Source organism: Arenicella sp. 4NH20-0111 (assembly GCF_040366405.1).
In the GTDB taxonomy this organism is placed as follows: domain Bacteria; phylum Pseudomonadota; class Gammaproteobacteria; order Arenicellales; family Arenicellaceae; genus Arenicella.
Genome location: NZ_BAABWF010000002.1, coordinates 567,529 through 591,267 on the forward strand (window position 1 = coordinate 567,529; position 23,739 = coordinate 591,267).

General features: G+C 44.0%; 25 protein-coding genes. 7 read left to right on the forward strand and 18 right to left on the reverse strand.

The window, feature by feature from the left end:
- Positions 1 to 230: 230 nt before the first annotated feature.
- The 4 genes from ABWW54_RS06565 to ABWW54_RS06580 all read left to right on the forward strand — a co-directional run bounded on the left by ABWW54_RS06565 (position 231) and on the right by ABWW54_RS06580 (position 4,092).
- Positions 231 to 2,567, forward strand: a complete 2,337-nt coding sequence (locus ABWW54_RS06565) for an ATPase (RefSeq protein ID WP_353411375.1) — start codon at positions 231 to 233, stop codon at positions 2,565 to 2,567.
- Positions 2,557 to 2,799 carry a hypothetical protein gene (locus ABWW54_RS06570; RefSeq protein WP_353411377.1) on the forward strand — a complete coding sequence of 81 codons (243 nt, stop codon included), beginning with the start codon at positions 2,557 to 2,559 and terminating at the stop codon, positions 2,797 to 2,799. Before ABWW54_RS06565 ends, ABWW54_RS06570 begins: the two co-directional genes overlap by 11 nt.
- A gap of 135 nt (positions 2,800 to 2,934) precedes the next feature.
- Positions 2,935 to 3,912: a tyrosine-type recombinase/integrase gene (locus tag ABWW54_RS06575; protein ID WP_353411378.1), complete on the forward strand. Its 978-nt coding sequence runs from the start codon at positions 2,935 to 2,937 to the stop codon at positions 3,910 to 3,912.
- 9 nt (positions 3,913 to 3,921) lie between these two features.
- The gene (locus ABWW54_RS06580) at positions 3,922 to 4,092 is read left to right on the forward strand and encodes a histone H3 family protein (protein ID WP_353411380.1); all 171 of its coding nucleotides are present in this window, start codon (positions 3,922 to 3,924) and stop codon (positions 4,090 to 4,092) included.
- A gap of 171 nt (positions 4,093 to 4,263) precedes the next feature.
- On the opposite strand, the gene ABWW54_RS06585 is transcribed toward ABWW54_RS06580, so the two are convergent.
- From ABWW54_RS06585 to ABWW54_RS06665, 17 genes are all read right to left on the reverse strand, one after another.
- A complete protein-coding gene (locus ABWW54_RS06585) occupies positions 4,264 to 4,674 on the reverse strand; it encodes a hypothetical protein (protein ID WP_353411382.1) in 411 nt (136 codons plus the stop codon).
- A 481-nt stretch (positions 4,675 to 5,155) separates the two neighbouring features.
- Entirely contained in the window at positions 5,156 to 6,178 is a 1,023-nt protein-coding gene (locus tag ABWW54_RS06590) for a HupE/UreJ family protein (RefSeq protein ID WP_353411384.1), read from the reverse strand.
- A complete protein-coding gene (locus ABWW54_RS06595; RefSeq protein ID WP_353411386.1) occupies positions 6,175 to 7,068 on the reverse strand; it encodes a peptidylprolyl isomerase in 894 nt (297 codons plus the stop codon). The genes ABWW54_RS06590 and ABWW54_RS06595 overlap by 4 nt, the downstream gene beginning before the upstream one ends.
- Positions 7,069 to 7,080: 12 nt before the next feature.
- A complete protein-coding gene (locus ABWW54_RS06600; protein WP_353411389.1) occupies positions 7,081 to 9,000 on the reverse strand; it encodes a DUF3604 domain-containing protein in 1,920 nt (639 codons plus the stop codon).
- A 257-nt stretch (positions 9,001 to 9,257) separates the two neighbouring features.
- Positions 9,258 to 10,037 (reverse strand): TatD family hydrolase, encoded by a 780-nt coding sequence (locus ABWW54_RS06605; RefSeq protein WP_353411391.1) that lies wholly within the window; start codon positions 10,035 to 10,037, stop codon positions 9,258 to 9,260.
- An 88-nt stretch (positions 10,038 to 10,125) separates the two neighbouring features.
- Positions 10,126 to 10,494, reverse strand: a complete 369-nt coding sequence (locus ABWW54_RS06610; RefSeq protein ID WP_353411393.1) for a PilZ domain-containing protein — start codon at positions 10,492 to 10,494, stop codon at positions 10,126 to 10,128.
- A gap of 57 nt (positions 10,495 to 10,551) precedes the next feature.
- A complete protein-coding gene (locus ABWW54_RS06615) occupies positions 10,552 to 11,598 on the reverse strand; it encodes a DNA polymerase III delta subunit-related protein (RefSeq protein ID WP_353411395.1) in 1,047 nt (348 codons plus the stop codon).
- Between the two features lie 4 nt (positions 11,599 to 11,602).
- Entirely contained in the window at positions 11,603 to 12,229 is a 627-nt protein-coding gene (gene tmk / locus ABWW54_RS06620) for a dTMP kinase (RefSeq protein WP_353411397.1), read from the reverse strand.
- Positions 12,230 to 12,247: 18 nt separating this feature from the next.
- A complete protein-coding gene (gene mltG / locus ABWW54_RS06625) occupies positions 12,248 to 13,279 on the reverse strand; it encodes an endolytic transglycosylase MltG (protein ID WP_353411398.1) in 1,032 nt (343 codons plus the stop codon).
- Positions 13,257 to 14,087, reverse strand: coding sequence for an aminodeoxychorismate lyase (gene pabC / locus ABWW54_RS06630; protein WP_353411400.1), 831 nt, complete (start codon positions 14,085 to 14,087; stop codon positions 13,257 to 13,259). The genes mltG and pabC overlap by 23 nt, the downstream gene beginning before the upstream one ends.
- A 13-nt stretch (positions 14,088 to 14,100) precedes the next feature.
- Entirely contained in the window at positions 14,101 to 15,342 is a 1,242-nt protein-coding gene (gene fabF / locus ABWW54_RS06635; RefSeq protein WP_353411402.1) for a beta-ketoacyl-ACP synthase II, read from the reverse strand.
- A 197-nt stretch (positions 15,343 to 15,539) separates the two neighbouring features.
- Complete coding sequence (gene acpP / locus ABWW54_RS06640) at positions 15,540 to 15,773, reverse strand: acyl carrier protein (protein ID WP_353411404.1); 234 nt, start codon at positions 15,771 to 15,773, stop codon at positions 15,540 to 15,542.
- A gap of 326 nt (positions 15,774 to 16,099) precedes the next feature.
- Positions 16,100 to 16,846, reverse strand: a complete 747-nt coding sequence (gene fabG, locus ABWW54_RS06645) for a 3-oxoacyl-ACP reductase FabG (protein WP_353411406.1) — start codon at positions 16,844 to 16,846, stop codon at positions 16,100 to 16,102.
- 20 nt (positions 16,847 to 16,866) lie between these two features.
- Complete coding sequence (gene fabD / locus ABWW54_RS06650) at positions 16,867 to 17,796, reverse strand: ACP S-malonyltransferase (RefSeq protein ID WP_353411408.1); 930 nt, start codon at positions 17,794 to 17,796, stop codon at positions 16,867 to 16,869.
- Positions 17,797 to 17,830: 34 nt separating this feature from the next.
- Positions 17,831 to 18,886, reverse strand: coding sequence for a phosphate acyltransferase PlsX (gene plsX, locus ABWW54_RS06655; RefSeq protein WP_353411410.1), 1,056 nt, complete (start codon positions 18,884 to 18,886; stop codon positions 17,831 to 17,833).
- A 266-nt stretch (positions 18,887 to 19,152) separates the two neighbouring features.
- Positions 19,153 to 19,335, reverse strand: a complete 183-nt coding sequence (rpmF, locus tag ABWW54_RS06660) for a 50S ribosomal protein L32 (protein WP_353411412.1) — start codon at positions 19,333 to 19,335, stop codon at positions 19,153 to 19,155.
- 293 nt (positions 19,336 to 19,628) lie between these two features.
- Positions 19,629 to 20,228: an acyl carrier protein phosphodiesterase gene (locus ABWW54_RS06665; protein WP_502907770.1), complete on the reverse strand. Its 600-nt coding sequence runs from the start codon at positions 20,226 to 20,228 to the stop codon at positions 19,629 to 19,631.
- Between the two features lie 42 nt (positions 20,229 to 20,270).
- Here ABWW54_RS06665 and ABWW54_RS06670 point away from each other — a divergent pair, with 42 nt between their 5' ends.
- The 3 genes from ABWW54_RS06670 (at position 20,271) to ABWW54_RS06680 (ending at position 21,845) form a co-directional block, all read left to right on the forward strand.
- Entirely contained in the window at positions 20,271 to 20,735 is a 465-nt protein-coding gene (locus ABWW54_RS06670) for a hypothetical protein (RefSeq protein ID WP_353411416.1), read from the forward strand.
- Positions 20,736 to 20,862: 127 nt separating this feature from the next.
- Positions 20,863 to 21,318 (forward strand): Xre family toxin-antitoxin system antitoxin, encoded by a 456-nt coding sequence (locus ABWW54_RS06675; protein ID WP_353411418.1) that lies wholly within the window; start codon positions 20,863 to 20,865, stop codon positions 21,316 to 21,318.
- On the forward strand, positions 21,315 to 21,845 hold the full coding sequence (locus tag ABWW54_RS06680) for an RES family NAD+ phosphorylase (RefSeq protein WP_353411420.1): 531 nt from the start codon (positions 21,315 to 21,317) through the stop codon (positions 21,843 to 21,845). Before ABWW54_RS06675 ends, ABWW54_RS06680 begins: the two co-directional genes overlap by 4 nt.
- A 141-nt stretch (positions 21,846 to 21,986) precedes the next feature.
- Here ABWW54_RS06680 and ABWW54_RS06685 read toward each other — a convergent pair whose 3' ends face one another.
- Positions 21,987 to 23,651 carry an AMP-binding protein gene (locus ABWW54_RS06685; protein WP_353411422.1) on the reverse strand — a complete coding sequence of 555 codons (1,665 nt, stop codon included), beginning with the start codon at positions 23,649 to 23,651 and terminating at the stop codon, positions 21,987 to 21,989.
- Between the last annotated feature and the right edge of the window lie 88 nt (positions 23,652 to 23,739).

Consider the following 23,739-nt stretch of genomic DNA (forward strand, 5'->3'; position numbering starts at 1 on the left):
AGTAACTTTGACTATTGTTTGTCAGAGTAGGGTAGTGCTATTGCTTTATAAGAGGGTTGTTTGGTACTTTAGGGTAAATAAATATTTGGTGATTTTGGGGAATCAACAAAATATGATGGAAACTGAAGTACTTAAGGAAACGTCAAAAATTTTTTCTGACGACGTAACATCTGCCTACGAGCTTATTAACGAATATCTAAATCAGATAATTCGAGATAAGTAGAAACGATATGAACCCCGTTTTCATTGATTTTCACATACATACGTCAAATAACCCTAATAGTCCCAATCAAGATTATGATGTAGCCACGCTTAAAAGGAAAATAGAAGAAATCGCAGATGGAAGCGAGTTTTTGATTTCGCTCACTGACCATAATTTCGTTAACAAAACGGCCTACTTAAAAGCGATAAATATCATTGATCATCTGCTCTTAGGAGTCGAACTGCACGTCAGAAATTTTGATGAGGCCAGACCTTATCATTGCCACATTATTTTTAAACTCGAGGAAATTACTGAAGATGTAATCGACGACGTTAATGAAAAGCTCGATGATCTTTTTCCAAAGAAAATTGTTGGAAACAATGATGATATACCGAAGCTTGAAGACATCATTAATTGCTTTGACGGCTACGATTTCATTTTGATGCCTCACGGTGGTCAAAATCACTCGACTTTCAACAAATCTGTCCCAAAAGATAAGAAGGTTGATAGATCTTTAATGCGCAGTGTTTACTACAATCATTTTGATGGTTTCACTGCTCGCAGCAACGAGTTACTTGAACAAACACTGAATTACTTTAAGCGACTTGGTTTGGAAGGTGTCATCAACCTGGTAACTGCTACGGATAACTATTTCCCTGAGCACTACCCAAATGGTAAAGCAGGAAGGCAAGCAAACGCGTTTGTTCCAACATGGATGCTAGCAGAGCCAACTTATGATGGACTACGTGTTAGTTTGTCAGAATCGTCGAGGCTGGTTTACGGTGAAAAACCAAATAGGTGGGCGGAGTGCATTCATGGCGTACAGTTAAAAAATGACCACATCGATATCGACATCAAATTAACAGCAGGGCTAAATGTCGTAATCGGTGGGTCATCGAGCGGAAAATCTTTGTTAGTGGATTCAATTTGTCGCCAAATCAAAGGAGACTTTAGAGATAGCCCGTATTTATCTACCCCATTTGATGTCGAGAATATTCAGGTCGATAACCCCGCAGGTCAGCACCCTCACTATCTGGATCAAAACTATATTGTTAGAGTTTGTGACCCCAGAGATAAAGAAAGCACAATCGACAGTATTGAGATTCTAAAAAACGTTTTTCCATCGGACAAAAATGAGACTGAACTTATACAAAATGGGCTAAATAAATTACATAGACAACTTGATTTGTTGATTGAGGCCGTTGAAAAAATTGAAGGCCTTCAATCCTCATTGGCAGCGATACCGGCTCTTTCGCATTTAATAGTAGAAGAGCAAATTCGAGCCAACCCTATTAAGGAATTGCTGCCAGACCATAGGACTGTCAGCGCTATTGAATATTCGCAAGCAACTTATGAGAGGCATTGGAACACACTAGAAGAGATCGACGATTTTCTATCTAGAAACCCTATCGTCAATCATGACAGGGCTCTAATCGAAAAGTTAAAAGAAGAGTTAAATGCGGCGCTTTTTCGTTCTGAGTTGGAAGGAACCGTCAGAAGTGTTTTAGAGGAAAAAGAGAGCGAGCTAAATGAGACAATGGCTGAAAAAAATAGGGAGGTCGTTCTTAAACGTAAAAATTTTGAAAGACTAATCGAGCAGTTAAGAGAGTATGTCCGATTAAGTCGGCAGTTTTCAGACTCTCTCGAGGGAATAGCAGGATCCAAAATCGAAATAGATACTAGTAAAGTGCGCGCAAGCGGTCACACGCTTTACATAGATAACGAATTCAAATTGACAAAAGAGTCTGTGCTGGATGTAATTAATCAGACGCGTCGGCAAGCAGACTTACTAACTGATTTTGATTCGATTCAACCTGAAACATTGTTTAAAGAAAACTTCAGGCGGCAAAACCCTAAAATCACCAGTTACGATGAACTTAAGAATCACATCAAGGATGCATTCAACCGGATGAATAGCAAGTCATATCGTATTGAAACGAGTGACGGTAAACACTTTGATCAATTAAGTGCCGGCTGGAAAACATCGATTATTTTAGATCTTATACTAGGTTGGAAGAATGATTCAGCGCCTCTAATAATTGACCAACCTGAGGACAATCTAGCAACGTCTTATATTAATCACGGACTGATAAAAGCGATCATGAAAGCGAAAACTAACAAACAAATTATTTTAGTTTCGCACAATGCAACAATACCGATGCTGGGAGACGCTCAGAATGTGGTCTTTTGTAAAAATGAAGACAATGTAATTACAATTCGAGCAAACGTACTAGAGGGTTATATCGATGACAAAAGTATGATCGACTTGATAGCACGAGAGACGGATGGCGGTAAGTCTTCGATACGAAAGCGTGTAAAAAAATACAACTTAAAGGATTTCAGAGATGAGCACGATGAAGCTTAAATTTAAAAAAGATGAATTCCAGAATATTTCAGTTGTCCACCAGTTAGACAATGGCGAGTGCTCTTTCTCTTATGTCGAAATGATTAAGCATCTGATTTCTTTTGGAAATATAGTCGAACCAGAATTTGATGGGGATTTTACAGATGCTGAGAAAGAGAGCGTTGCATCAATGTCCAAATACATTAACGAGGCGATGACTGAGCTTCGAGAAGAGTGGGACGACGAGGACTAGTTTATTAAAAGGCTGGTTTGAGTGGTGATTAATATTCAAATCCTAAATAAGCTCATCGTAATTGATGTAAAACTTATGCATAAACTAATACTGATAACTTGAATTATCAGTATTAAATTATGCTATATTTTCAGCATGAAAAAAGACCTCATTTTAAGCTCTGAGACAGCTATTGTTGGAAATAGCGAAACAATTGACATAGACAATGCAATTGATGAGTTCGTTGCTACTAAACGCTCAAAAAATACGCGGCGCGCGTATTCTCGAGATATTGCTGACTTGTTTGAGTCGATTAATGTAAAAACGCTGAATGAATTAGGCCAGATACCGTTCTTTGAACTCGTCTCTCAAATTCAAGACTTCCTAGAAAACGCGACCGATTATGATGATGAAACGAGGAGGCCGATTAATCCAAAAACGGTTAACCGCAAAGCGTATTCATTATCGAGCTTTTTCAAATATCTAATGCACGCGTATAACTATCCTAAAAATCCGCTTGATCAGTACCAAGCACATAAATTTGATAGAAGAAGCACGACGCCGAGTTTGACGCGATCAGAAGTCATAGATGTCTTAAATCATATGTCTAAAGGTCGCAAAAAGTCACAAACAGCATTTCGAGATTACTTAGCGTTCTGCTGCTTATCAGTATTAGCATTGCGCAGAAATGAATTGGTGTGGCTTAAGTGGAGTGATATCGACCAAGGCGCCTCCAGCGTAAACGTTTTTCAAAAAGGCGGCTCTTACAAGCTCCTACCACTGCCTAAAAGCTTACTAGACCAATTAAATCTTTATAAAGATGAATACCACCATATTTCAGAATACGTCTTTTCACCAGTAAGAAATAATGCGACAAAACGGCTAAATAAACCTTTGAATTCTTCTTACGTTTACACCTTGGTTAAACGAGTCGTAGCTAAGGTCGCAAATGGTAAGAATGCGACACCACATTCATTTCGTAAATCATTTATTGAAATGGCGCTGAATAACCAAGAAGACTTCATTTCTATTATTAACGCCACGGGCCACTCAACGGTCGAAATGGTCAAATATTACGACACAAGAGATTCGCTAAAAAACAACGCTGTTCACGGGATGGCTAAACTAATCTAAAGGGTAAATATGAGCGACGATAAAAGCAATCCAAAGCTGAGTTTAGAGAAAATGTTGAAAGACTTAAAACCTGGCGACTATAAAACGGAAAATGAGGATCGAGAATGGCTTGACTCTAGTGTTGGCAAAGAAATACTGGGCCCAGATAAAAAAGAAAGTGTAATCAAAGGTCACGAGTAAAATAGCACGCTGAGAAAATTAAGATAAATACGAGCTAATTCGGAGTATCGTCAGCTAAATATTTTGGCTGCTTGTGACTCTACAGCAGAAAGAAGTCAAGGACTATAACACCCGAAATACGCTGAAAAACAACGTTGTGCATGGAATGGGCTAGCTAATATAGTATAAGCTTTACCAATAGGTTTCTTCGGATAACGCTTTAACCGCCGAAGCCAAATCATCCTTGAGATCAAAAGAATCTTTGGGAGCTCGCCTGTCCTCGATATAGCCGTTTTCGAACGAAAACCAATATGCTATTTGCCAATTGCTCATGTCATCAGGCATTTGAGCCAATAAATGCTCAATGATCTCTAACGGTTTTCCATCATGAAACTGAAAGCTTGGAAAAACATCAACGCCATCATTATTAACGGAGAAAATCTTGTTTTGGTTTTCCCATAATGAGACACAATCCTGGGTATCGTTCGAGTCAGCGGGCGCTAAGCCTTGTATCTCATCGGCGGAGTAACATCGAAATTCTGCTAAATATTTTTTACGTAGCTCTATGTTGTCCTGCTCAATCATCTCATCAACGGTGCTCATAAAACCAATCCAAATTAGTTGTGACTTTGTATTTACTGTATGCCCAAGATACCGGTTTGTCTAATGTGGTTTTTTGAAGCGATCAGAGCGAGAGGTTTAATTTTGTTTCTAAGGAGAGCAAATACCTAAGCGAGGGTAGTAGACCAATTACCGTTTTTCTCCATAAAGAGAGCTGTATTTATAAACTGATATTTATTCAAGGCAATGTGTAAAATTCAATGCGATGTGTCACGAATATTCAAATCTAAGCGTCATATTTCAAAGGTGTAATCAGGCTGTACCTTCATTTTGATTCTATTTAACATAATATATATTATGCGCACAATAATATTATGTAGAATTTTTGATATATCGTCAGCTGAATAAGAATTCACTTGAGCTTTTTAATTCTTTTAATTCAATGATTTAGTTTATCTTTCTAGAATCTATCTTAGATAATTTTTAGTTATAATCGCGGCTTAATTTGCGATGATTGTTCTTTCTAGAAAAAGATTCGCTCTATCAACCAAAATGTAGAAATTGAACCAACGCTGTACGCAACGAAGTTGATTAAGGCTGTCGAACCGTTGTTGTTGAACAATTTAAATATGTTGAAAGTCAGGAGCGTCGCAATAACAATCATTAGCTGACCAAGTTCAACCCCGATGTTAAAACCGATCAATGCCGTAGCTACGTCTTGATCAGGTAGTCCAATTTGTTCTAAAGCGCCAGCGAACCCTAGACCATGAACCAGTCCAAATAGAAACACGACGAGCCAAGGCTGGTTTTGAGTGATCGATGTGGCTCTTTTTCGATTAGAGCTTTGTAATTCTTTGGCTAAAAAAATGATAGAGAGTGCAATGATTGCTTCAACTGGTTTTGGGTTTAACGTCACCCAGCCTAGGGTGTTTGCAGCTAGCGTGATGCTGTGAGCGATCGTAAATGCGGTGATGGTTATCGTTAACTTTTTCCATCCTGGAATCAGTAGCGTCAGACAGATGATAAATAGTACGTGATCCGTGCCTTCGAGTATGTGGGTAAATCCGAGTGTCAAATAGCTTGAAAATGAGTTTTTAGTAGCTTGATCACTTAAACCCGGTGTAGTGAACGAAGGTTTTTTTCGGGTCAAATGGGCTGTAATTGGCGATTTATCGGTAGATTTTAGGCGCAAAAGGGCATCAATTTGGGTGTTTTGCAGCCCTTCCAGTTCAAATGTTTTGTTCCAAACACCGTCTGTACAACGTATTCTGACGGTTTTGACTCTAAGCTCGCTGTGTGTGGTTCGCTTCCAGCTGCCCTTTTCGTGGCACCCGTCGGGGTAACGTAATCTAAGCTTGCCGGCATTGGTAGACCATTTTGACTGCTTCCATATTACAATCCAGTCCGTCTGAGAGTGCTGCTCAACTTGTATCAGGATGGGTTTTATTTCATCGGCATACAGTGATTTTCCAGTAAAAATTAGGATGTAAGTAATGGCTATAAAGGCCCATTTTAGAAAGCTCTGTGGCCTGCCCTTTCTGCTCATTCGAAATCAACAATAATGATGTCGTAGTTCTTCTTGAGGGCTTGAATAGCCATTTGGTGTGCTTCTTGTTTTTTGTGACTTATCCAGTCGTTCTGTGCGGCCTTCCGTGTTTTAGGGTCAATCAGCGCCCTCTCCTGACTGCTCTTTAGGGAACTTTGAGGGTCTCTATTAGATTGGTCGATTTTGATGAGATGATAGCCAAATGCGGTTTGCAGAGGGCTTGACCAAGCCCCGCTTGAGCCATTATTTGCTTGCGCTATAAGCTCTTTTACAAAAGTGTCTCCATATATTCGTCGTATGTCGCTGGTCGATTTACTGTTTACATTTTTCGGGATGCTTAACGGTTTTTGCCAGACGGATCGAAACACATCCTCCGTTATTATTCCGGCGTTTAGCTCGATTAGGGCTGCATCCATGCTTTGTTTGCTAAATGTGGTGCCGATGTATATTTGTTCAAAACTAAAATTGGCATCTTGCTGGTACTTTGTGGGCGTATCTTCTATCCACTTCTTTAATTGCGCGTCACTTGGCTCGGTAATGCTTTGATCGGTTAGGAACTTCATTTTTTGAATCATTCGGTTACGGACAACAGAATCCTCTTGATCAAGTCCTAATTTCAGTGCTTCTCTGTAATAAATCTCATCGCTAATTTGGGTCTCAATTAAGCCTCGAAGCTGTGTTGATGTGGGATTGGAGTGTCTTTGTTTGATCCAACTCTGTTTTAGGTTTTCTATATCCGATTTCGATACTGTAATTTTTGAGTCTGACGGGTGATCAGGCGATGCCGTTGAAAAGTGGCTCAGATAACCGTAGATCAGCAACGCACCAAAGATAAAGTGCGTTAATGGTTCATTTTTTACGAATGTAACTAATAGCGAAAAGTAGTGCATCGTGGTCGATTTTTATTGGGTATTGGGTCGGTACCAAATTGGCGAGGTATAAGCTCGTTCTTGACTGACTTTTACCACGTCTTTCGGCAGTTCAAAGTTGTGTTTAATGGCGTCATAGAGTGGCCATGTAGGGGTTGGTATCTCAAGAATTCGAGCGTAGTAGAACGCGCTTTGTCTGGGGTTAAAATTGGGGTCTACCCAGAGAGTTTCGAGTTCGGGTGCGCCGATGGCGTTATCCCACTGTCCAGTTTTTAGGTCCACGGAGTTTCCAACGGGCGGCAATGCACCATCGCTCTGAGGCTTTCTTGATTGTGGATTGGACCAAGCAATATCATAAATTTTTTCTTTAGTGTTGCCATCTTCGTTGATCCAGCCTTTGATTATTTGAATTCGATCCAGTGTCGCGCCTTCTGGGTCCATGGTGGCTCTGACCAGAAACTGCGGAGCAGCATCTCCTTTGGGGTGGAGCTCTCCTCCCATCGGGACCCCATTTCTATAGCCCGACGCTACCATGTTGTCACCTAAGTCGGCAGGGGTGAATTGATGTCCTGCGAACATTCTGACGGTCACTCTTGGGCCCGTAGTGGCGTAGACTTCTCTTCGTTTAAAAGCGTCAAAGATGGCTTCTCTGGTGTTTTCTCTTGCCCACGCCGCTGCGTACCCGCTGGATAGGTAGTGCCATCCAAACCGCCCTATTCTGGAACCAAGGTTTTGCGCACTCAGGGCTCTGTTTTGGACGTTTATTTCGTTTCCGGTGTGTTTTCCGTAAAAGTTGTTTTCGTCGGCCGTTGCCAGCGATGTGTGGCTGTCTGTTGATCCTATTAGGCCAAAGGCGTACGGGTTGACGCCAGTATCTTGCTCTAACTTTAAGCCTCTTTTTAGGGCTTCTCGGACGTAGCTGCCGGCCCTACTTTCGTTGTCCGAATCCTCCGTGCAGCTTAAATTGCACTGTTCCCAGCCGTTGTTACCATAGTCTGCAAACTCGTCGTTGGGTGATAGAAAGGGGTGGGTTTCACTGTCCCCTTTTATCTGAGTTACTTCCACGACGGGCTCAAACCGTGCTCGAGTCTCCGCATAAGCTTTATCGATGGGCGACCCATCCATGCGAGTCATGGCGAACATCAAACCGTTTGACACGTTGCTGTTATGAGGCATCGCTAGAATGCTTCCGCCCGTCGTGTCCTCATAGTTTTTCATCCAGGCCCAAAGCTGTTCCGGATCGGGGTTTTGTATGCTGGACAATGGCATCACTTTATTGGCCTGCTTAGCTGAATCCCTGAACATGACCACTCGATGCAAGTTATTGCCACGCGGCATTGGGGTGTACTCGAAACCAATGAACGCGCTGAACTTTCCCGCTTCATTGTATCGGTCAACGGTTTTGTTGTGGGCACGCCATAGTTTGTTTATGCGCTTGCTCTGGCTTCCTTCATCCAACAAGGCTTCTGGGAGTGTTTTCTTCGCGGCGCCATCAATCAATTCAGCTGTGACTTTGAGGCTGCCCTCTTCGCTCTCGTGCATCATGTCCCACCAGCGCCTCAAGGTGGGGTCTCTAACAAATAGTCTTGGGGCTTCATAAAGGGCTTTGGTCGCCCCCAATCCATCGCTGTGATCTGATATAACAAGAAAATCCAGCGGGCGGCTTAGTTTCGCTTGTATGCCCTTGGTAGATGTAACCTCTTCCCCACGTGCAAATCTAAGTGCCTGTTCCGCATCGAGCCTGTTGCCAAACCCAAAGGCATCGACTGAATTGGATGTGTGTAGATGTGTGTCTCCCCAAAACACTTGCTCAGGGTAAGCGTTGCTTTGTTTTGGGTTTTCATTACTAAGCTTTTGGTCGTTCGTCTGGTTGCTTTGAGCTTGGTGCTCTCTGTCGCAAGAAGTGATCATTAATGTGATGATGAAAATCATCGCACAGTTAGCAGATTTCATTAGTGCGCCTTTTGGTTCGTTTTATATAATTTCTTTAAATACAATACCTTATGGGTTTTATTGAAAGTCAATTATAAGTGAGCTTTGGTTTTAGTTAATTGATTAAGATAGCACCGTCAGCGCGGCCTAAATGATAAGAATTTATCAATTTGCGAGTGTTTCAAAAAAACAGCTTACACTAAGATACGGGAGGAATACTTAGATTAGCCTCCCGTTTTATTACCCAATCCTTTGTGGGGGGTTGGAGTGATATTGGCTTATTGCTCGCGCTGGGCTGGAAAAAGCCGAAAGAAGTTATCAGTGGTTTGGTTTGCCAGCGCTTCGAGCGAAACCCCTTTCAGGTCAGCCACAAATTGTGCTGTGTGCCTGACGTATGCGGGTTCATTGGTTTTACCGCGAAGCGGCACAGGAGCAAGGTATGGTGCGTCAGTTTCAACCAAGACGCGATCCAGTGGACATTTTCTGGCCACTTCTTGCACATTTGTTGCGCTTTTGAAGGTCACTATTCCTGAAAAGGATATGTAGAACCCTAGGTCGAGCGCTTTTTGTGCCGTGTCCCAGTCCTCCGCAAAACAATGCATTACTCCTTTGCATTGATCAGCGCCTTGTTCTTTAAGTATCCGCATTGTGTCGTCAGCCGCGTTTCTGGTATGTATTATCAAGGGCTTATTGACTATTTTTGCCGCCTCTATGTGGCGGACAAACCGGTCACGTTGCCAATTCATGTCTTGATCTTCAACTCGAAAGTAATCCAGGCCAGTCTCTCCTATGGCGACGATATTGTTTTCTTTCCCTATTTCGACAAGCTCATCCACTGTGGGGTCTTTTACGTCTTTATAGCAAGGATGAACCCCAACGGAGGCAAAAATATGTGGGTATTGATCGGCTAAAGACTTTACTTCCGGAAAGTCTTCCAAATTGACGGATACGCACAGCATGTGCGCTACGTCATTTGCTTTGGCATTTTCTAATAGTTCAGGTAAGCGCTTATGCAACTCGTCAAAGTTGATATGGCAATGAGAGTCGACTAATTGCATTGTATGGGTACTGAATAAGGGTGTTGATGTATCAGCTTACGTTCTAAGCCAATACCTTGGAAATAAGTTGCAGTTGATTACAGTGGTCTTACATGGTGTGCGTTGAACGAGTAAGCGATATAGAGGCCCCTAGCTTGCCTTCAATAAGACGAGTGGTGTGATGTGCGTCGTCTCCCATGAACTGAATACCAACCCCCGGAGGTCTGTTTCCTAGCGCGCCTGGAGGCGAAACCCAAACAACCTTTCCTGAAATTTGAGTTGGTTCCGGCTCATCCATGATTGTTACCAGCAAAAACATCTCATCACCCAAGTTATAGTCTTTCTTGGTGGGTACAAACAGCCCTCCGCCTTTTATGAAAGGCATATAAGACATATATAGGGCTTGCTTATCTCGAATTGCTATCGAGATTACCGAATTGCGCGGCTTCGCATCAGAGTTTTCTTCTATCGCTGTCATAGTTAAGTTTTATACCGCTATTTCTAAGATTAAACAAATGGTCTTTGTATTAATTGGTTAAATCGGCAGAGAATGAGCACGTTCAGCCATGGTTTCTAACACCAGAAGCTCGTCGACGGTAGTGGCTAACAAGGATTTCGAGTGATTGAGTTCATCTATCAGTCTAATTAGGCATTCTCGTTTAACCTTTTTACTGCTGGAGCTGACCCAGGAACGCTGCACTGGGAAATAGATATCCGGGGGTGAGTCAGACAGCTGAAAGCGTAGTAGGTCGACGGCCAGCTTATATAGAATATCTAAACTGGTGGATGCTCCCAAGGTCTGCCACTTTTTCGCGGCGTTGGTGACATCAATACGACGCATCCAAAGATGATTTATGTCGGTTAAAACCGCTTTTAAGCTGACTAAATAGTCCGATTTAAAGAGTTCTATCGCTCTCAGGGGGTGATTGTTGGCAATGCTTAAATAGGTGTCTAATTCAGTGTCAGGAATGATGTTCTGCAGCGCTAACCACGCTGACGCAGAGTTTCTGTCAGGTGCCTTAAGGCCAACCAGACTGCATCGGCTGCGAATGGTTTTGGGTAGTACTGATATTTCGTCGGACACAATTAAGAATAACGTGTTGGCCGGCGGTTCCTCTAGGCTTTTAAGTAGTGCGTTGGCTGCATTGCGGTTCATGGTATTGGCTGCAAAGATTAGAATTATTCTAAACTTACTTATATGGGGGTGTGTCACCAACGCGGATGATAGTTTTCTTATTTGGTCAATGGTTATGGTTTTGCGAGGCTTCCCAGAATGAGGCTCTAAATACCTGTTCGAATAGCTGGAAATCAGGTCAAGCCTTGGATCATTCGAAGACTTGTACTCCTCGCTAAGAGCTTCGGGCATTATTACGTGCAAATCGGGATGGGACCCAGCGTTGAACAAACTGGCCGATTGTGTGTGATTGTCAGTTAAGACAAAATGAGCAAGCGATGTTGCGATATCTTGTTTGCCTAGGCCTTTGTCACCATGTATTAGTAGCGCGTGGTTAGAGCGTTCAGGTTCAAGCGTAAGCTGTTGCCAAACTTCTTGATTCCATGGATGAATTAGCGGTTCAAACATAGTGCTAGGTTGTTTTAAGGTAGGCTTTCAGAGCAATTTCAATGCTCTGTTTGACGATGTCCAGCTCTTCAGATGCATCAATGATTTTAAAGCGACTTGGTTCCGCTTTAGAGCGGTTTAAGTAACAATTTCTAACGCCGTTCTTAAACTCATTTTCTTGCATTTCGAACCTGTCTGGGTCGCTTCTCTGCCCTGCTCTTTGGTTTCCTACTTCTACAGGCACATCCAAGAGAAACGTTAGGTCTGGGTGTAACCCATTTTGAACGAAGTTCTCTAAGGTCTTGATTCTGCTCTGATCTATGCCTCTACCGCCTCCTTGATAGGCATAGGTTGCGTCGGTAAATCGATCGCATAGTACCCAAGTGCCATTTTTAAGTGCTGGCTCTATCACTGACTCTATATGCTCTGCTCTGGCGGCAAAAATCAAAAGTAACTCGGCTGTATCGCCAAATTGGCTGTCATCAGAGTTAAGCACCAGCTCACGTATCTTCTCGCCTAACTGCGTTCCACCAGGCTCTCTGGTAACCAACACCGGTTTGCCTGCTTTAAGTAATGTTTGCTCAATGACGGACAGATTGGTGCTCTTGCCTGCACCGTCTTGGCCTTCTAGGGTGATGAATTTTCCTCTCATTTTTTGAACGCGCTCACGCTAGTTATTTTTGTTTGAGGAGAACGCGCGAGGCTTTCCTCCAAGTTGATACTTGATGACCGCATTGTTGTGTTCTTTAAGGGTTTTTGAGAAGTAATGAGTTCCATCGCCTTTTCCCACAAAGTATAAGGCGTCGGTTGTTTTTGGGTTTGCCGCAGCAAAAATGGCTGCCTCGCCAGGCATGGCGATGGGGCTAGGGGGTAAGCCGTAGCGCGTGTAGGTGTTGTATTCCGTGTCCGTGGTCAAATCTCGACGGCGTATGTTGCCTTTGTATTTGTCGCCCATTCCGTAGATGACGGTGGGGTCGGTTTGTAGTTTCATTCCAATAGTGAGCCTATTATTAAAGACGCCAGAAATCTCAGGGCGTTCATGAGCGGCACCCGTTTCCTTTTCAATTATGGATGCCATAATCAACAATTCGTATGGCGTATTTAGCTTTATGGATTCATTTCGATTTGCCCAAGCATCTTCCAATACAGTTTGCATGCGATTATATGCTTGTTTAAGCACATCAAAGTCAGAATCGCCAGCTTGGTATAAATAGGTTTGAGGCGCAAATAAGCCTTCAGGATGCTGGCCAGCTGCGCCTAGCTTTCGCATTATTTGCGCCGTACTCATGCCTTCGAGCTCATCAGAAAGTTGCGTTTGGGCCTTAAGTTGGTCGAGGTAATTTTTGAATGTGTGGCCTTCGACAAGGGTGATGGCGTATTGGATCACATTCCCCCGCTCCACCTTTTCAACTAATTCAGGAATGTCTATGACATCCACAAGTGTGTATTCACCAGCTTTGATTTTGATGTCTGGTTTGTTGAGCCAAGTGTAGGCTCTAAAGATATATCGACTGTCAATCACACCTTTTTTTTGTAGGTGATTTCCCAGCCAAGAAACCCCTACCCCATTTGGTATTTCGAGTTTCATCGTGCGATTTTGCAGAGGTTTCGAAATGGATTCAGAGTATACGTAGTACGCAAAGGCGATACCGGTAATAAAGAAGGCGTAAAAAGTGAGTCTAATTATGCGGAATAATTTCATGCTCGTGTATCAACTGGATAAGCTGTCGGGCTGTTGTAGAGTCACTAAAAACGCGATTCTTAAAGTGTTTGACTGGCCAGACTCCAATCACAGAGTTGGTCATCAGCACTTCGTCAGCCTCAATTATGTCTTGCAAGGATAATCTCACAGAGTGACTGGAAACCCCAAGCTCTTTTAGTCGTAATAAAACCCAATTTTTCATCACCCCGTCTACGCCACAATGGTCTAAAATGGGCGTGTTGGCTTTGCCATTTTTAATAACAATGATGTTACTTTGCGTGCCTTCAATGACATTGCCCGACACATCACACAGAATCGCTTCTTGCCAATCTGTTTGCCAGCGTGACCTCGCTAAAACCTGTTCTAATCGATTGCCATGCTTTACGCCTGCTAACAATGGCTGTGCCCCCAGCGTCACGTCTGATACGCCTAGGTTAATGCCTTTGGACCAGTGCTCTTGAGGGTGCTGCGGCGCGCTATGGCTCGAGATAACTCGAGTTGCCGTGGCTTGGTCTGGAGATAAATAACCCCTTCCGCCTTCATCCATAAAGACGGTAATCCTAATGATGTAGTCTTTGTCTGCCTCTGACTGATCAATTAGGCACTCTACTTCTTTAGTTATTAGTTCGCTGGTAAACGGTAAGCCCAGTTTTTCACAGCCATCAGCGAGCCTTATTAGGTGGTTGTTCAATAACGCCGGTGTTCCGCTTACTACCGGGATTGTTTCGAAAACACTATGGCCATAAAGCATGCCTCGGTTTAATGCCGAGACATGGTCTTTTTTAACGCCGTTGACTAAAACAGTCAAAATCGTGGATGAATTATGAGAAACGCTTCATAGCAAGGGTGCCGTTAGTACCGCCGAAGCCAAAAGAGTTGCTCAGTGCATACTCGAAAGGCATCTCTCTGGCCGTATTCGGAACGTAATCTAAGTCACAATCTGGTGAAGGGTTGTGTAGATTGATAGTAGGTGGGACTGTTTGAGTATGCAGCGCCATCGCTGTATAGACCGCTTCGACGCCTCCCGCAGCGCCTAACAGGTGCCCTACCATGGATTTGGTAGAAGAAATGGCCACTTTTCCAGCGTGATCGCCTAACGCTAACTTGGTGGCGTTGGTTTCCGCTGCGTCGCCCAATGGCGTGGACGTACCATGGGCATTTAAGTGCCCTACTTGATCTGGGTTGATGCCAGCGTGTCTCATCGCGTTTACCATGCATCGAGCTGCACCTTCACCGCCAGGGCTTGGTGATGTCATATGGTGTGCGTCTCCGCTCATTCCGAAACCTGACAGCTCGGCATAAATGCGAGCGCCTCTGGCCTTGGCGTGTTCATATTCCTCAAGCACAAGTATTCCTGCGCCTTCTCCCATCACAAACCCGTCTCTGGCTTCGTCCCACGGACAAGAGGCCGCCGCTGGGTCAACATCGCGGCCAGATAATGCCCTTGCATTTCCAAACCCGGCGATTGATGTCGGTCTGATAGCCGCCTCGGCGCCGCCGGCGACCATAACATCTGCATCACCATATTCAATTAGCCGTCCTGCATCTCCGATGGCGTGTGTTCCAGTTGTGCACGCGGTTACCATTGATAGGTTTGGCCCTTTCAAGCCAAGGTTTATCGATAAATGACCTGAGATCATATTGATAATTGCGCTTGGCACGAAAAACGGAGATACACGCCGAACGCCTTTGTTTTCAAGCGTCATCGTAGCATTTTCGATGACTTCGATTCCGCCGATACCCGATCCAATATAAACACCTATTCTTTCGGCGTTTTCTTCGGTTACTTCAAGCCCTGCGTCTTTGAACGCGTCTAAGCTAGCGGCTAAGCCAAATTGAATGAAACGATCCATTTTTCGCGCTTCTTTCGGCTGCATGTAATTAGCGGGGTCAAAGCCTTTGACTTCACCTGCAATCTTGCATGGATACTTTTCGGGATCGAAATGAGTGATTTGGCCGATGCCGCTCACGCCATTTACAATGTTATTCCAGTTTTCTTCGAGGGTAAGGCCTACGGGTGAGACGATACCAATACCGGTTACTACAACTCGACGCTTGCTCATATTTATTCTGCTGGCGATTATTGTGGAGAAAGTATAATTTATTCCTTGGAACTTAGCTCTTTTAACAGATGAGCTAACGTGAATAGACCTGAGTTCTTAAGAGAAACTGACCACAATGACCAGTTTTAAAAACATCAAACAAAAAAGCCGCCCTGGATTTAACCAGGGCGGCTTTCCTATTATCTATACTAAAACGCTTAAGACGCTTTATTTACGTAGTCGATAGCTTGCTGAACAGTTGTGATGTTCTCTGCTTCTTCGTCAGGAATTTCAGTTTCAAATTCCTCTTCCAAAGCCATTACTAATTCAACTGTGTCTAGTGAATCAGCGCCAAGGTCGTCTACGAAAGACGCAGTGTTTACAACTTGGTCTTCGTTAACACCTAGTTGCTCAACTACGATTTTTTTTACGCGTTCTTCAATACTGCTCATGAGTGTACCTCTGTAAAGGGAGCTTATTGGCCTTTGCGACAAAGGGTTTTCTTTGTCGCCAGACCTGAAAAAAAACTGATGGAAAGTTTATATAAAAACTCTGCTTGCCATCAGCGGTTGTTCTTGCGGCGGATTATATAAAAAAGCTGGGATATTGCAAAACATTAAATTAGGAAACTTTACAATTATCCGGTATGTTTCATTAAGCTCTTTTAAGAAATGGGTGAATTGCCAAATAGTACGATAAATGCACGGGCGTTATTTTAGCAAAACCCCGTCCACCTTGGTAAGTTTATGGGTATGACGAATATTTATTGCGTCTAGTCTTAGGTCATATACATGCCGCCATTTACGTGCATTGTGGTTCCTGTAATGTAAGCGCTCTCATCTGAGGCAAGAAAAACCGCACTTGCTGCAATATCCTCTGGTTGACCGAGCTTTGCGGCTGGTATGGTCGCGGTCATTTTAGATATCTGGTCTTCATTCAGGGCGCTGGTCATGTCTGTTTGAATAAACCCTGGTGCGATGGCATTAACAGTAACGCCGCGTGAGGCTATTTCCTGTGCAAGCGACTTGGTGAACCCTATGACGCCAGCCTTAGCTGCAGCATAGTTTGCTTGGCCTGCGTTGCCTGACACGCCCACTACGGATGTAATATTGATGACTCTTCCGTTTCGAGCTTTCATCATGCCTCGCATTACGGCTTTGGATAAGCGAAAAACAGACTTGAGGTTGGTGTTCATTATGTCATCCCACTCGTCTTCTTTCATTCGCATCATTAGGTTGTCGCGAGTGATGCCAGCGTTGTTAACTAGCACGCCGATTGGTCCAAACTCTTCAGTTATCGTCTTAATGGTACTGTCAATTGAGTCAGCTTCTGACACGTTTAAAACCAACCCTTTTCCGTTGATGTTTGATTCATTGAAATGTTGTGTGATTGAATCAGCCCCATTTTCCGAAGTCGCAGTACCTATCACCGTAGCGCCTTGAGCTCCGAGTTGAGTTGCTATCGCTTTACCAATGCCACGTGTGGCGCCCGTAACCAAGCAAATTTTACCGGTCAAATTAAACATAGCTATACCTCTATCTTCATTTAAGAAGTTTTTGTAAGTTCTTGAATTGTATCTAAGTTATCCATAGTCGAAACGGTTGCCCCGCGCGCGATTCGTTTGATCATGCCGCCTAAGACCCTGCCTGGTCCACTCTCAACAAAGTGCTCCACGCCCTCGTTTTTCATCTTTTCGACTGACTCAACCCATCGAACCGGTGAGTCAAGTTGGGTCACTAAATTGGTTTTTACTTGATCTGCAGATTCCGCGAACGAAACATTGCAATTGTGCAGGACTGGAATGTTAGGGAGTGCAACTTCGATGCCATTTAATCTTTCTGCAAGCTGTTCTGACGCGGGACTCATAAGGCTGCTATGAGCGGGAATGGAGACGGGTAAAGCTAGGGCTCTTTTTGCGCCAGCCTCTTTCATGGCTGGTGCAGCGCGTTCGATTGCAGCAGCAGAGCCGGCAATGACTACTTGCCCTGGCGCGTTAAAATTAACGGCTTGGAGTACATCGTTTTCAGCTATTTCGGCGCAAACGCGTATGACTTCATCGTCTGTTAGACCAATAATAGCGGCCATTGCGCCCTCGCCTTCAGCCACGGCCCCTTGCATGTATCGCCCCCTGTCTCTGACAAGAGTGACGCCATCAGTAAAGCTTATGGCGTCGGAGCATACTAACGCGGTGTATTCGCCTAGACTGTGGCCTGCCATTAAATCTGGAAGCGCGCCGCCTTCTGACTTCCAGATATTCCAGGCAGCGACACCTGCAATAAGGAGGGCTGGCTGGGTGTTTTCAGTCTTAGAGAGCTCTTCAATTGGGCCTGCTTGCGTGAGTTGCCACATGTCGATTCCGAGCACATCTGAGGCTTCAGTGTAGAGATCTTTCACTATTGGGTAGTTCTGGGCGAGCTGACTCATCATCCCAATTGTTTGAGAGCCTTGACCGGGAAATACAATGGCTAGGGACATAACTATACTCCTATAAATCGTTGTTCAATACGCATTAAGATTCGATGGTGCTGATATTTTCAAATTGCTCGCTGAGATGTCCAATAAGATCTAGATCAGCTTGGGCAAATGCTTCGTGGATGGCATGGAGAAACCCCAGTTCATCGGTTCCTCCGTGGCTCTTAACCACTACTCCGTTGAGGCCAAGTAGGGTTGCTCCATTGTGGGTACGAGGATCAAGACGTCGTTTCATGGCCTTAAGTATTGGGAGGCTTAGCAATCCTGCGAATTTGGTTAGAGCGTTGCGCTTAAATTCTTCTTGCATGACATCAACAATCATTTTAGCCGTGCCTTCGCTGGCTTTGAGGGCGACGTTGCCCTCAAAGCCATCCGTGACTATTACATCTACTTTCGAGTCGTATATCTCGTCAGCCTCGATGTAGCCTGTGTAGTTAATCAATGGTGATGCTTCGAGCAATGAGGATGCTTTTTTTACTTTTTCACTGCCTTTAATTTCCTCGGCTCCGACATTAAGTAAGGCAACTCTAGGGTTCTCCTTTTTGTCAACAAAGCGAGTCAATACCGAGCCCATGACCGCAAACTGGAGAAGCATGTCTGGCGTGGAGTCGACATTTGCGCCCAAATCCAGCATGTGGATCGTTTTGCTGGTGTCTCTACAGGGCATGGATGAGATGATCGCAGGTCTATCTATGCCTCGAATAGTCTTTAGTACAAATCGAGCTGTGGCCATTAACGCCCCTGTATTGCCGGCGCTGACAGAAGCCTGAGCGACTCCTTCTTTGACCAAGTTGATTGCAACTCGCATCGATGAGTCTTTTTTGCGCTTCAATGCTAATGCGGGTGACTCGTCCATCTCAACAACTTCACTGGCATGGGTGATCTCGATCAACCCTTGGGTGATTAAGTCGTCGGCTTTTAAGTCTTTGAGCTTTTCTGTGATTTCTTCCTGATTGCCGACCAGTATGATTTTATGCTGATCGGTTTTATCATTGCGCAGAAACTGTACGGACGCAGGCACGGTGACATCTATGCCAAAATCGCCGCCCATCGCGTCTACCGCTAGTGTGGCCTTCGTGGGAACTGAATTCATTTGTTAGTGTGGGAGCCTTTTTGAGCGATTGTAGCAATCAAACATTAACGTCTTGCTTCAACTTAGGATGATTTTTCCAAAAGCTAAGTTTAAGACTTAAGAAGTCCAGAGTGAAAGAGTTGTTATGAGATTGCTCTTTTAACGCTGGTTCTGATTATTGTAATGCTGGCGTGGTTTATATATGGACATTTTGTGAAGCTTGTAATGCCATAAAACCAAAAAAGGCCCCGAAAGTCGAGGCCTTTATTTATGGAGTTAAGTTAGACTTAATTTGCTGACTTAACATTCACCACTTTCTTACCGCGATAGTATCCAGTGGCGGTAACTTGGTGACGACGGTGAAGTTCACCAGTCATTGAATCCGAAGATAGCGTTGGTTCACCCATCGCATCGTGAGAGCGGCGCATGCCACGTCGAGAATTTGATTTCTTACTTTTTTGTACAGCCATGATCTGCCTCGCTGAAATATGGTTTTTTGGTTAAACTCAAAAAGTTTCAGTGCTTCAATTGTGTTTGAAAAACACTTGGTTGCGCAAATTTAAACATCAGCGCCTTCTTGTTTATTTAACCGGTTAATTTTTCACAAACTAAAATTATTAACTGACGTTAGTTTGTTTCGTGCTGGCTTACTTCCAGCGCGTTGAAATTTGGGCGAATCATATAGATAGAGATCGCAACTGTCAAAGATAAATAGGTGTTTTTTGGGTTTATTTGATGCCGTATTTGTTTTGATGCTCAATAATCAGTCTTCGTCTGGAAATTCCACTCTTTGAGTGTTTACAACGTCTTGTAAATGCTTAAATAATTTTAGAAAGCATAACTCAATTTGTTCATAGTGTTTCTTTACTTCGTCTATTGATCCAGCCATTGAGTTTTCGAACCGAATACGTTTACTGACTTGGTCGATCGTGATCGAGATTCCGTCTAATGTACTGTAGGTCCGAAGCCAGTCGTGTTCGATCATGTTTGCGATGACGTACCGCATTCTTGGCGGCATCAATTCCATGCTTTGCTGCAACCCTGAATGGGCTTGATTGATAAAGAGGTCGAAATCCACAGCAGCGAACCGCCCCCAATGCTTGATTAAAAAGTAATCAAATACGATGTCTGTCACTACACCACTGTAGCGGCGGCGCTCTTGGCTAAACAGGGGTCTAAGCTGTTTAACATCTTCAAATCTATCTGTTTCTTTATCTACCAAACGATGATTTTCGATACCCAAAAGCACCGCTTTCGGTTGGATTGCTAGCAATTCTTTGGATGGCTTAAAGTCTCCCATAAGGTTGCCGGTGAAAGAGTGTGGCGTGCGCTGGGAGAAAAAAAGATGACTTAGGTAGTTCATAGCCTTTAGTATAAAGTTTATTAATTCATTGAGGGCGATTTGGTGAAAAAAAGTCTAGTCATTAAGCTGGTTATTGGGTGTGCGCTAGCATTGTGTTTGAGCGCTTGCGGCGAAGATGATGATTCTAGCCCTGAAGAACAAGTTTCGACGATTGTGACGGAGATCGAGCAAGCTATCGAACGCAGGAGCACGTCCGATATTTTTGACCACGTCAGTGATCAATATTCTGATCATCGTGGTCAAGATCAAGAAGCGTTACGGAAGTTGGCGCGAGTTTTTTTGTTGAGACATCAAAATATTAACTTGATTACCAATATTCAGAAATTGGAAGTGCTTGATGACACAACAGTGACCATCGAAGCAAGCGTCTTAATGGGCGGCACTGGACCTACTGGCAGCGTGGTGGGCGCCCGGGCGGATTCACAAAACGTGTCCGCTGTTTTTCAGTTAGAGGGGAATGATTACCGGCTGGTGAGTCTGAGTTGGGATGGTGAGCAGGCGCTTTAAGCGACAGGATGTATCGATGTTGAGGCCGGTCTGCTTGCTTTTATTTGTGTGAATTGCAGGCATTAGTCTTGAATTCTGTCTTTTCAAAAAGTATCATTTGATAAATATTATTATATCAGGTGATAAGATGACTGCTAAGGAAATATTGCATCAAATGTCGAATGCTTCCACTCAAAGTAATCCGATATGGAAGCAGGTCGGAGTACCAAGCCGAGGTGAGAGCCTATTCGAAATGTTGGCTAATGGGTTTTCTTACGACACTGTTCAGGCGCTTTTAGCTGAGGGGTTATTTCAAAAAAGTGAGTTTATCAATATCACTGGCATTGCTCCTGCAACGTTAGATCGTCGTAAACGTGACGGTCATTTGAATACGGTAGAAAGTGATAAGGTTTATCGCTTATTGAGAATTATTGATTCTGCCACAGAGCTTTTTTCTGGCGATCAGCAAAAAGCGGTGATCTGGTGTCGGAGTCAAGCTCGTGGTCTTGGTGATAGAGCCCCTATTGACATGGTTAGAACGTCGGCTGGCACTGAGGCAGTCATAGATTATATAGGGCGCATTGAGCACGGCGTAATTTCTTGAATAAGAACGCGAGGGTCGCCGCCAAAGGTGAGCGAAAAACAATTAAGAAGAAAGCGTCTACCCTTCGCGCTTATCGTATCGTCAAAGATAAGTATTGTGATAATGCGTTTGATGGTGAGGGCGCAAGATTGCATGGCGGGAGATGGAATAGCAAAGGAACGTCCGCAGTGTACTTGTCGGACTCTGTATCGCTTGCGATCTTGGAAGTATTAATCCATACAAATGACCAAAGATCGTTGGCGAACTGGTGCTTATTTGAGATGGAGCTGCCCTTAGACGAAGTTGTTGAACTACCAATAGATATGTTGCCTGAAGACTGGAACTCAAGCCCTGCACCGAGTTCTACCATGATTATGGGGGATGTGTGGCTACGAAGTGATGGCCCCATTGCATTGCGTGTTCCTAGTACGGCTGTTCCTTTTGGGGGTAACAACTTCGTTATTAATCCTCAGCATCCTCGATTTGCTAAACTGATTCAGGGAGTCGCTCCATTTGGAGTAGATATCGACCCAAGGCTTCTGTCTTAAAATAAGGACCTGGAGCGGCCCTCTTCTTGCCCCTGAGCTCACATAAAAAGTGCTGATTTACTGAGACCTGAATTTAGGTAATCAGTTTGGCGGCCAAACACAAACGTGTTGGTCGCCAAATCTTGCTCACGACCGTGGTTGTTAGCGAAGTTCCTTACGAAGAATCTTGCCTACGTTGCTTTTGGGTAGTTCGTCCATGAATTCAATGACTTTGGGCCGTTTATAGCCGGTTAGGTGTTCTTTGCAATGCTTAGCTATTTCATCTTTTGTGGTGGACTCGTCGTTCGTGACGACAAACAGTTTAACAACCTGTCCTGCGTTGCGGTCTTCTATACCAATCGCGGCGGACTCGACAATGTTGTCATGTTGATTAACAACATCTTCGATTTCATTTGGGAAGACATTGAATCCAGACACCAAGATCATGTCTTTTTTTCTGTCGAGAACTCTTATGTAGCCCTGTTCATCAACACTGACGTAATCCCCGGTTCTAAGGAAACCATCTTCGGTCATCACCTCTGCTGTGGCGTCGGGGCGATTCCAATAACCACGCATTACTTGTGGGCCTGCCACACATAACTCACCTGACTCGTTGAATCCGACTTCATTTCCATCATCATCTAATAGCTTGATCTTTGTACTTGGTAGCGGGAGTCCTATTGAACCCATAAATTTCGTGCTTGTTATGGGGACCGATGAGACGCCTGGCGAGCACTCAGATAATCCATACGCTTCAACCACCGCACACCCAGTCTTTTCATGCCACTCATTGGCGACATCTCGTGTGACGGCCATCCCGCCAGCAAACGTGAAATCTAACTCAGAAAAGTCGACGCTCTCAAATCCTGGTGTATCTAATAGCTTCCGAAGTAAAGTGTTGACGGCGGTAATGCCGGTAAAACGATTTTTTCTGAGAATCTTCACAAACCCATCGAAATCTCTTGGGTTGACGATCAAGATATTCTCAGCACCAAGGCTCATCATGACCATCAAGTTAACGGACATGCAGAAAATATGATACATGGGTAGCGGCGCGATGATCCGGTGATGCACTCCTGGTGCCAAAGAGGGTTTAATCCACTCTTTTGACATCTGAATGTTTGCCACCATATTGCCGTGTGTGATTTCAACACCCTTGGGTACGCCTGTCGTGCCGCCTGTGTATTGCAGAAACAAAAGATCTTCGTGCGTCAGTGTTGCGTCCTTGAGAGAGCCTGTGTCTCCTTGATACTTCGTTAACGCCGACTTAAAGCTGTGCGCCTGAGGAAGTGAGTAGCTTGGGACAGCTTTTTTCAAGTGCTTAGCTGCTAGATTAACAGAAAGAGCTTTTAAGCTTGGTAGGCAGTCACCAATTTTACTGACGATTACATTATCTATTTGAACATCCGCCAGTGCTTTTTCAACTTCCTTGGCAAAACTTTCAAGTACAATAACGGATTTGGCGCCAGAATCATTGAATTGAATCTTTAGCTCTCGTTGAGTGTACATTGGGTCGATATTAACGATTATCAAACCAAGCCGCATTGCACTCAATACGGCAATTGGGTATTGAATGATATTGGGCAACATTATGGCGATTCTGTCGCCTTTTTTTAGTCCGAGGTCATGCTGTAGATAACATGCAAACTGTTGAGTTAAAAGTTCGAGTTTCCCAAACGTAATTGTGTGATCAAAGCTGGTGTACGCTGGCATTGAGGCATGCTCTTTGCACGATTGAAGGAAGACGTCAGCGACCGAGCTGAACTCGCTCATATCGACATCATGTGGCACACCCTTAGGGTAAGAATTTAACCAAACTGGTTCCATTAACGGTAACTCCGTGCAAAACATTGTAAATACTGCGGGAATCGCACGATAACTGACAATGTGTCTTGTTGTCAATTGCGCCAAGGTG

Bases quoted from the DNA above. Each gene is read 5' to 3' on its own strand.
- tmk (WP_353411397.1), bottom strand. From the start codon at position 12,229: ATGAGAGGAAAATTCATCACCCTAGAAGGCCAAGACGGTGCAGGCAAG.
- ABWW54_RS06610 (WP_353411393.1), bottom strand. From the start codon at position 10,494: ATGACAGCGATAGAAGAAAACTCTGATGCGAAGCCGCGCAATTCGGTA.
- ABWW54_RS06580 (WP_353411380.1), top strand. From the start codon at position 3,922: ATGAGCGACGATAAAAGCAATCCAAAGCTGAGTTTAGAGAAAATGTTG.
- plsX (WP_353411410.1), bottom strand. From the start codon at position 18,886: ATGAATTCAGTTCCCACGAAGGCCACACTAGCGGTAGACGCGATGGGC.
- ABWW54_RS06575 (WP_353411378.1), top strand. From the start codon at position 2,935: ATGAAAAAAGACCTCATTTTAAGCTCTGAGACAGCTATTGTTGGAAAT.
- fabD (WP_353411408.1), bottom strand. From the start codon at position 17,796: ATGTCCCTAGCCATTGTATTTCCCGGTCAAGGCTCTCAAACAATTGGG.
- ABWW54_RS06595 (WP_353411386.1), bottom strand. From the start codon at position 7,068: ATGCACTACTTTTCGCTATTAGTTACATTCGTAAAAAATGAACCATTA.
- ABWW54_RS06605 (WP_353411391.1), bottom strand. From the start codon at position 10,037: ATGCAATTAGTCGACTCTCATTGCCATATCAACTTTGACGAGTTGCAT.
- ABWW54_RS06600 (WP_353411389.1), bottom strand. From the start codon at position 9,000: ATGAAATCTGCTAACTGTGCGATGATTTTCATCATCACATTAATGATC.
- fabF (WP_353411402.1), bottom strand. From the start codon at position 15,342: ATGAGCAAGCGTCGAGTTGTAGTAACCGGTATTGGTATCGTCTCACCC.
- ABWW54_RS06615 (WP_353411395.1), bottom strand. From the start codon at position 11,598: ATGTTTGAACCGCTAATTCATCCATGGAATCAAGAAGTTTGGCAACAG.
- acpP (WP_353411404.1), bottom strand. From the start codon at position 15,773: ATGAGCAGTATTGAAGAACGCGTAAAAAAAATCGTAGTTGAGCAACTA.
- ABWW54_RS06665 (WP_502907770.1), bottom strand. From the start codon at position 20,228: ATGAACTACCTAAGTCATCTTTTTTTCTCCCAGCGCACGCCACACTCT.
- mltG (WP_353411398.1), bottom strand. From the start codon at position 13,279: ATGAAATTATTCCGCATAATTAGACTCACTTTTTACGCCTTCTTTATT.
- rpmF (WP_353411412.1), bottom strand. From the start codon at position 19,335: ATGGCTGTACAAAAAAGTAAGAAATCAAATTCTCGACGTGGCATGCGC.
- ABWW54_RS06685 (WP_353411422.1), bottom strand. From the start codon at position 23,651: ATGGAACCAGTTTGGTTAAATTCTTACCCTAAGGGTGTGCCACATGAT.
- ABWW54_RS06585 (WP_353411382.1), bottom strand. From the start codon at position 4,674: ATGAGCACCGTTGATGAGATGATTGAGCAGGACAACATAGAGCTACGT.
- fabG (WP_353411406.1), bottom strand. From the start codon at position 16,846: ATGTTTAATTTGACCGGTAAAATTTGCTTGGTTACGGGCGCCACACGT.
- ABWW54_RS06565 (WP_353411375.1), top strand. From the start codon at position 231: ATGAACCCCGTTTTCATTGATTTTCACATACATACGTCAAATAACCCT.
- ABWW54_RS06570 (WP_353411377.1), top strand. From the start codon at position 2,557: ATGAAGCTTAAATTTAAAAAAGATGAATTCCAGAATATTTCAGTTGTC.
- ABWW54_RS06675 (WP_353411418.1), top strand. From the start codon at position 20,863: ATGACTGCTAAGGAAATATTGCATCAAATGTCGAATGCTTCCACTCAA.
- ABWW54_RS06590 (WP_353411384.1), bottom strand. From the start codon at position 6,178: ATGAGCAGAAAGGGCAGGCCACAGAGCTTTCTAAAATGGGCCTTTATA.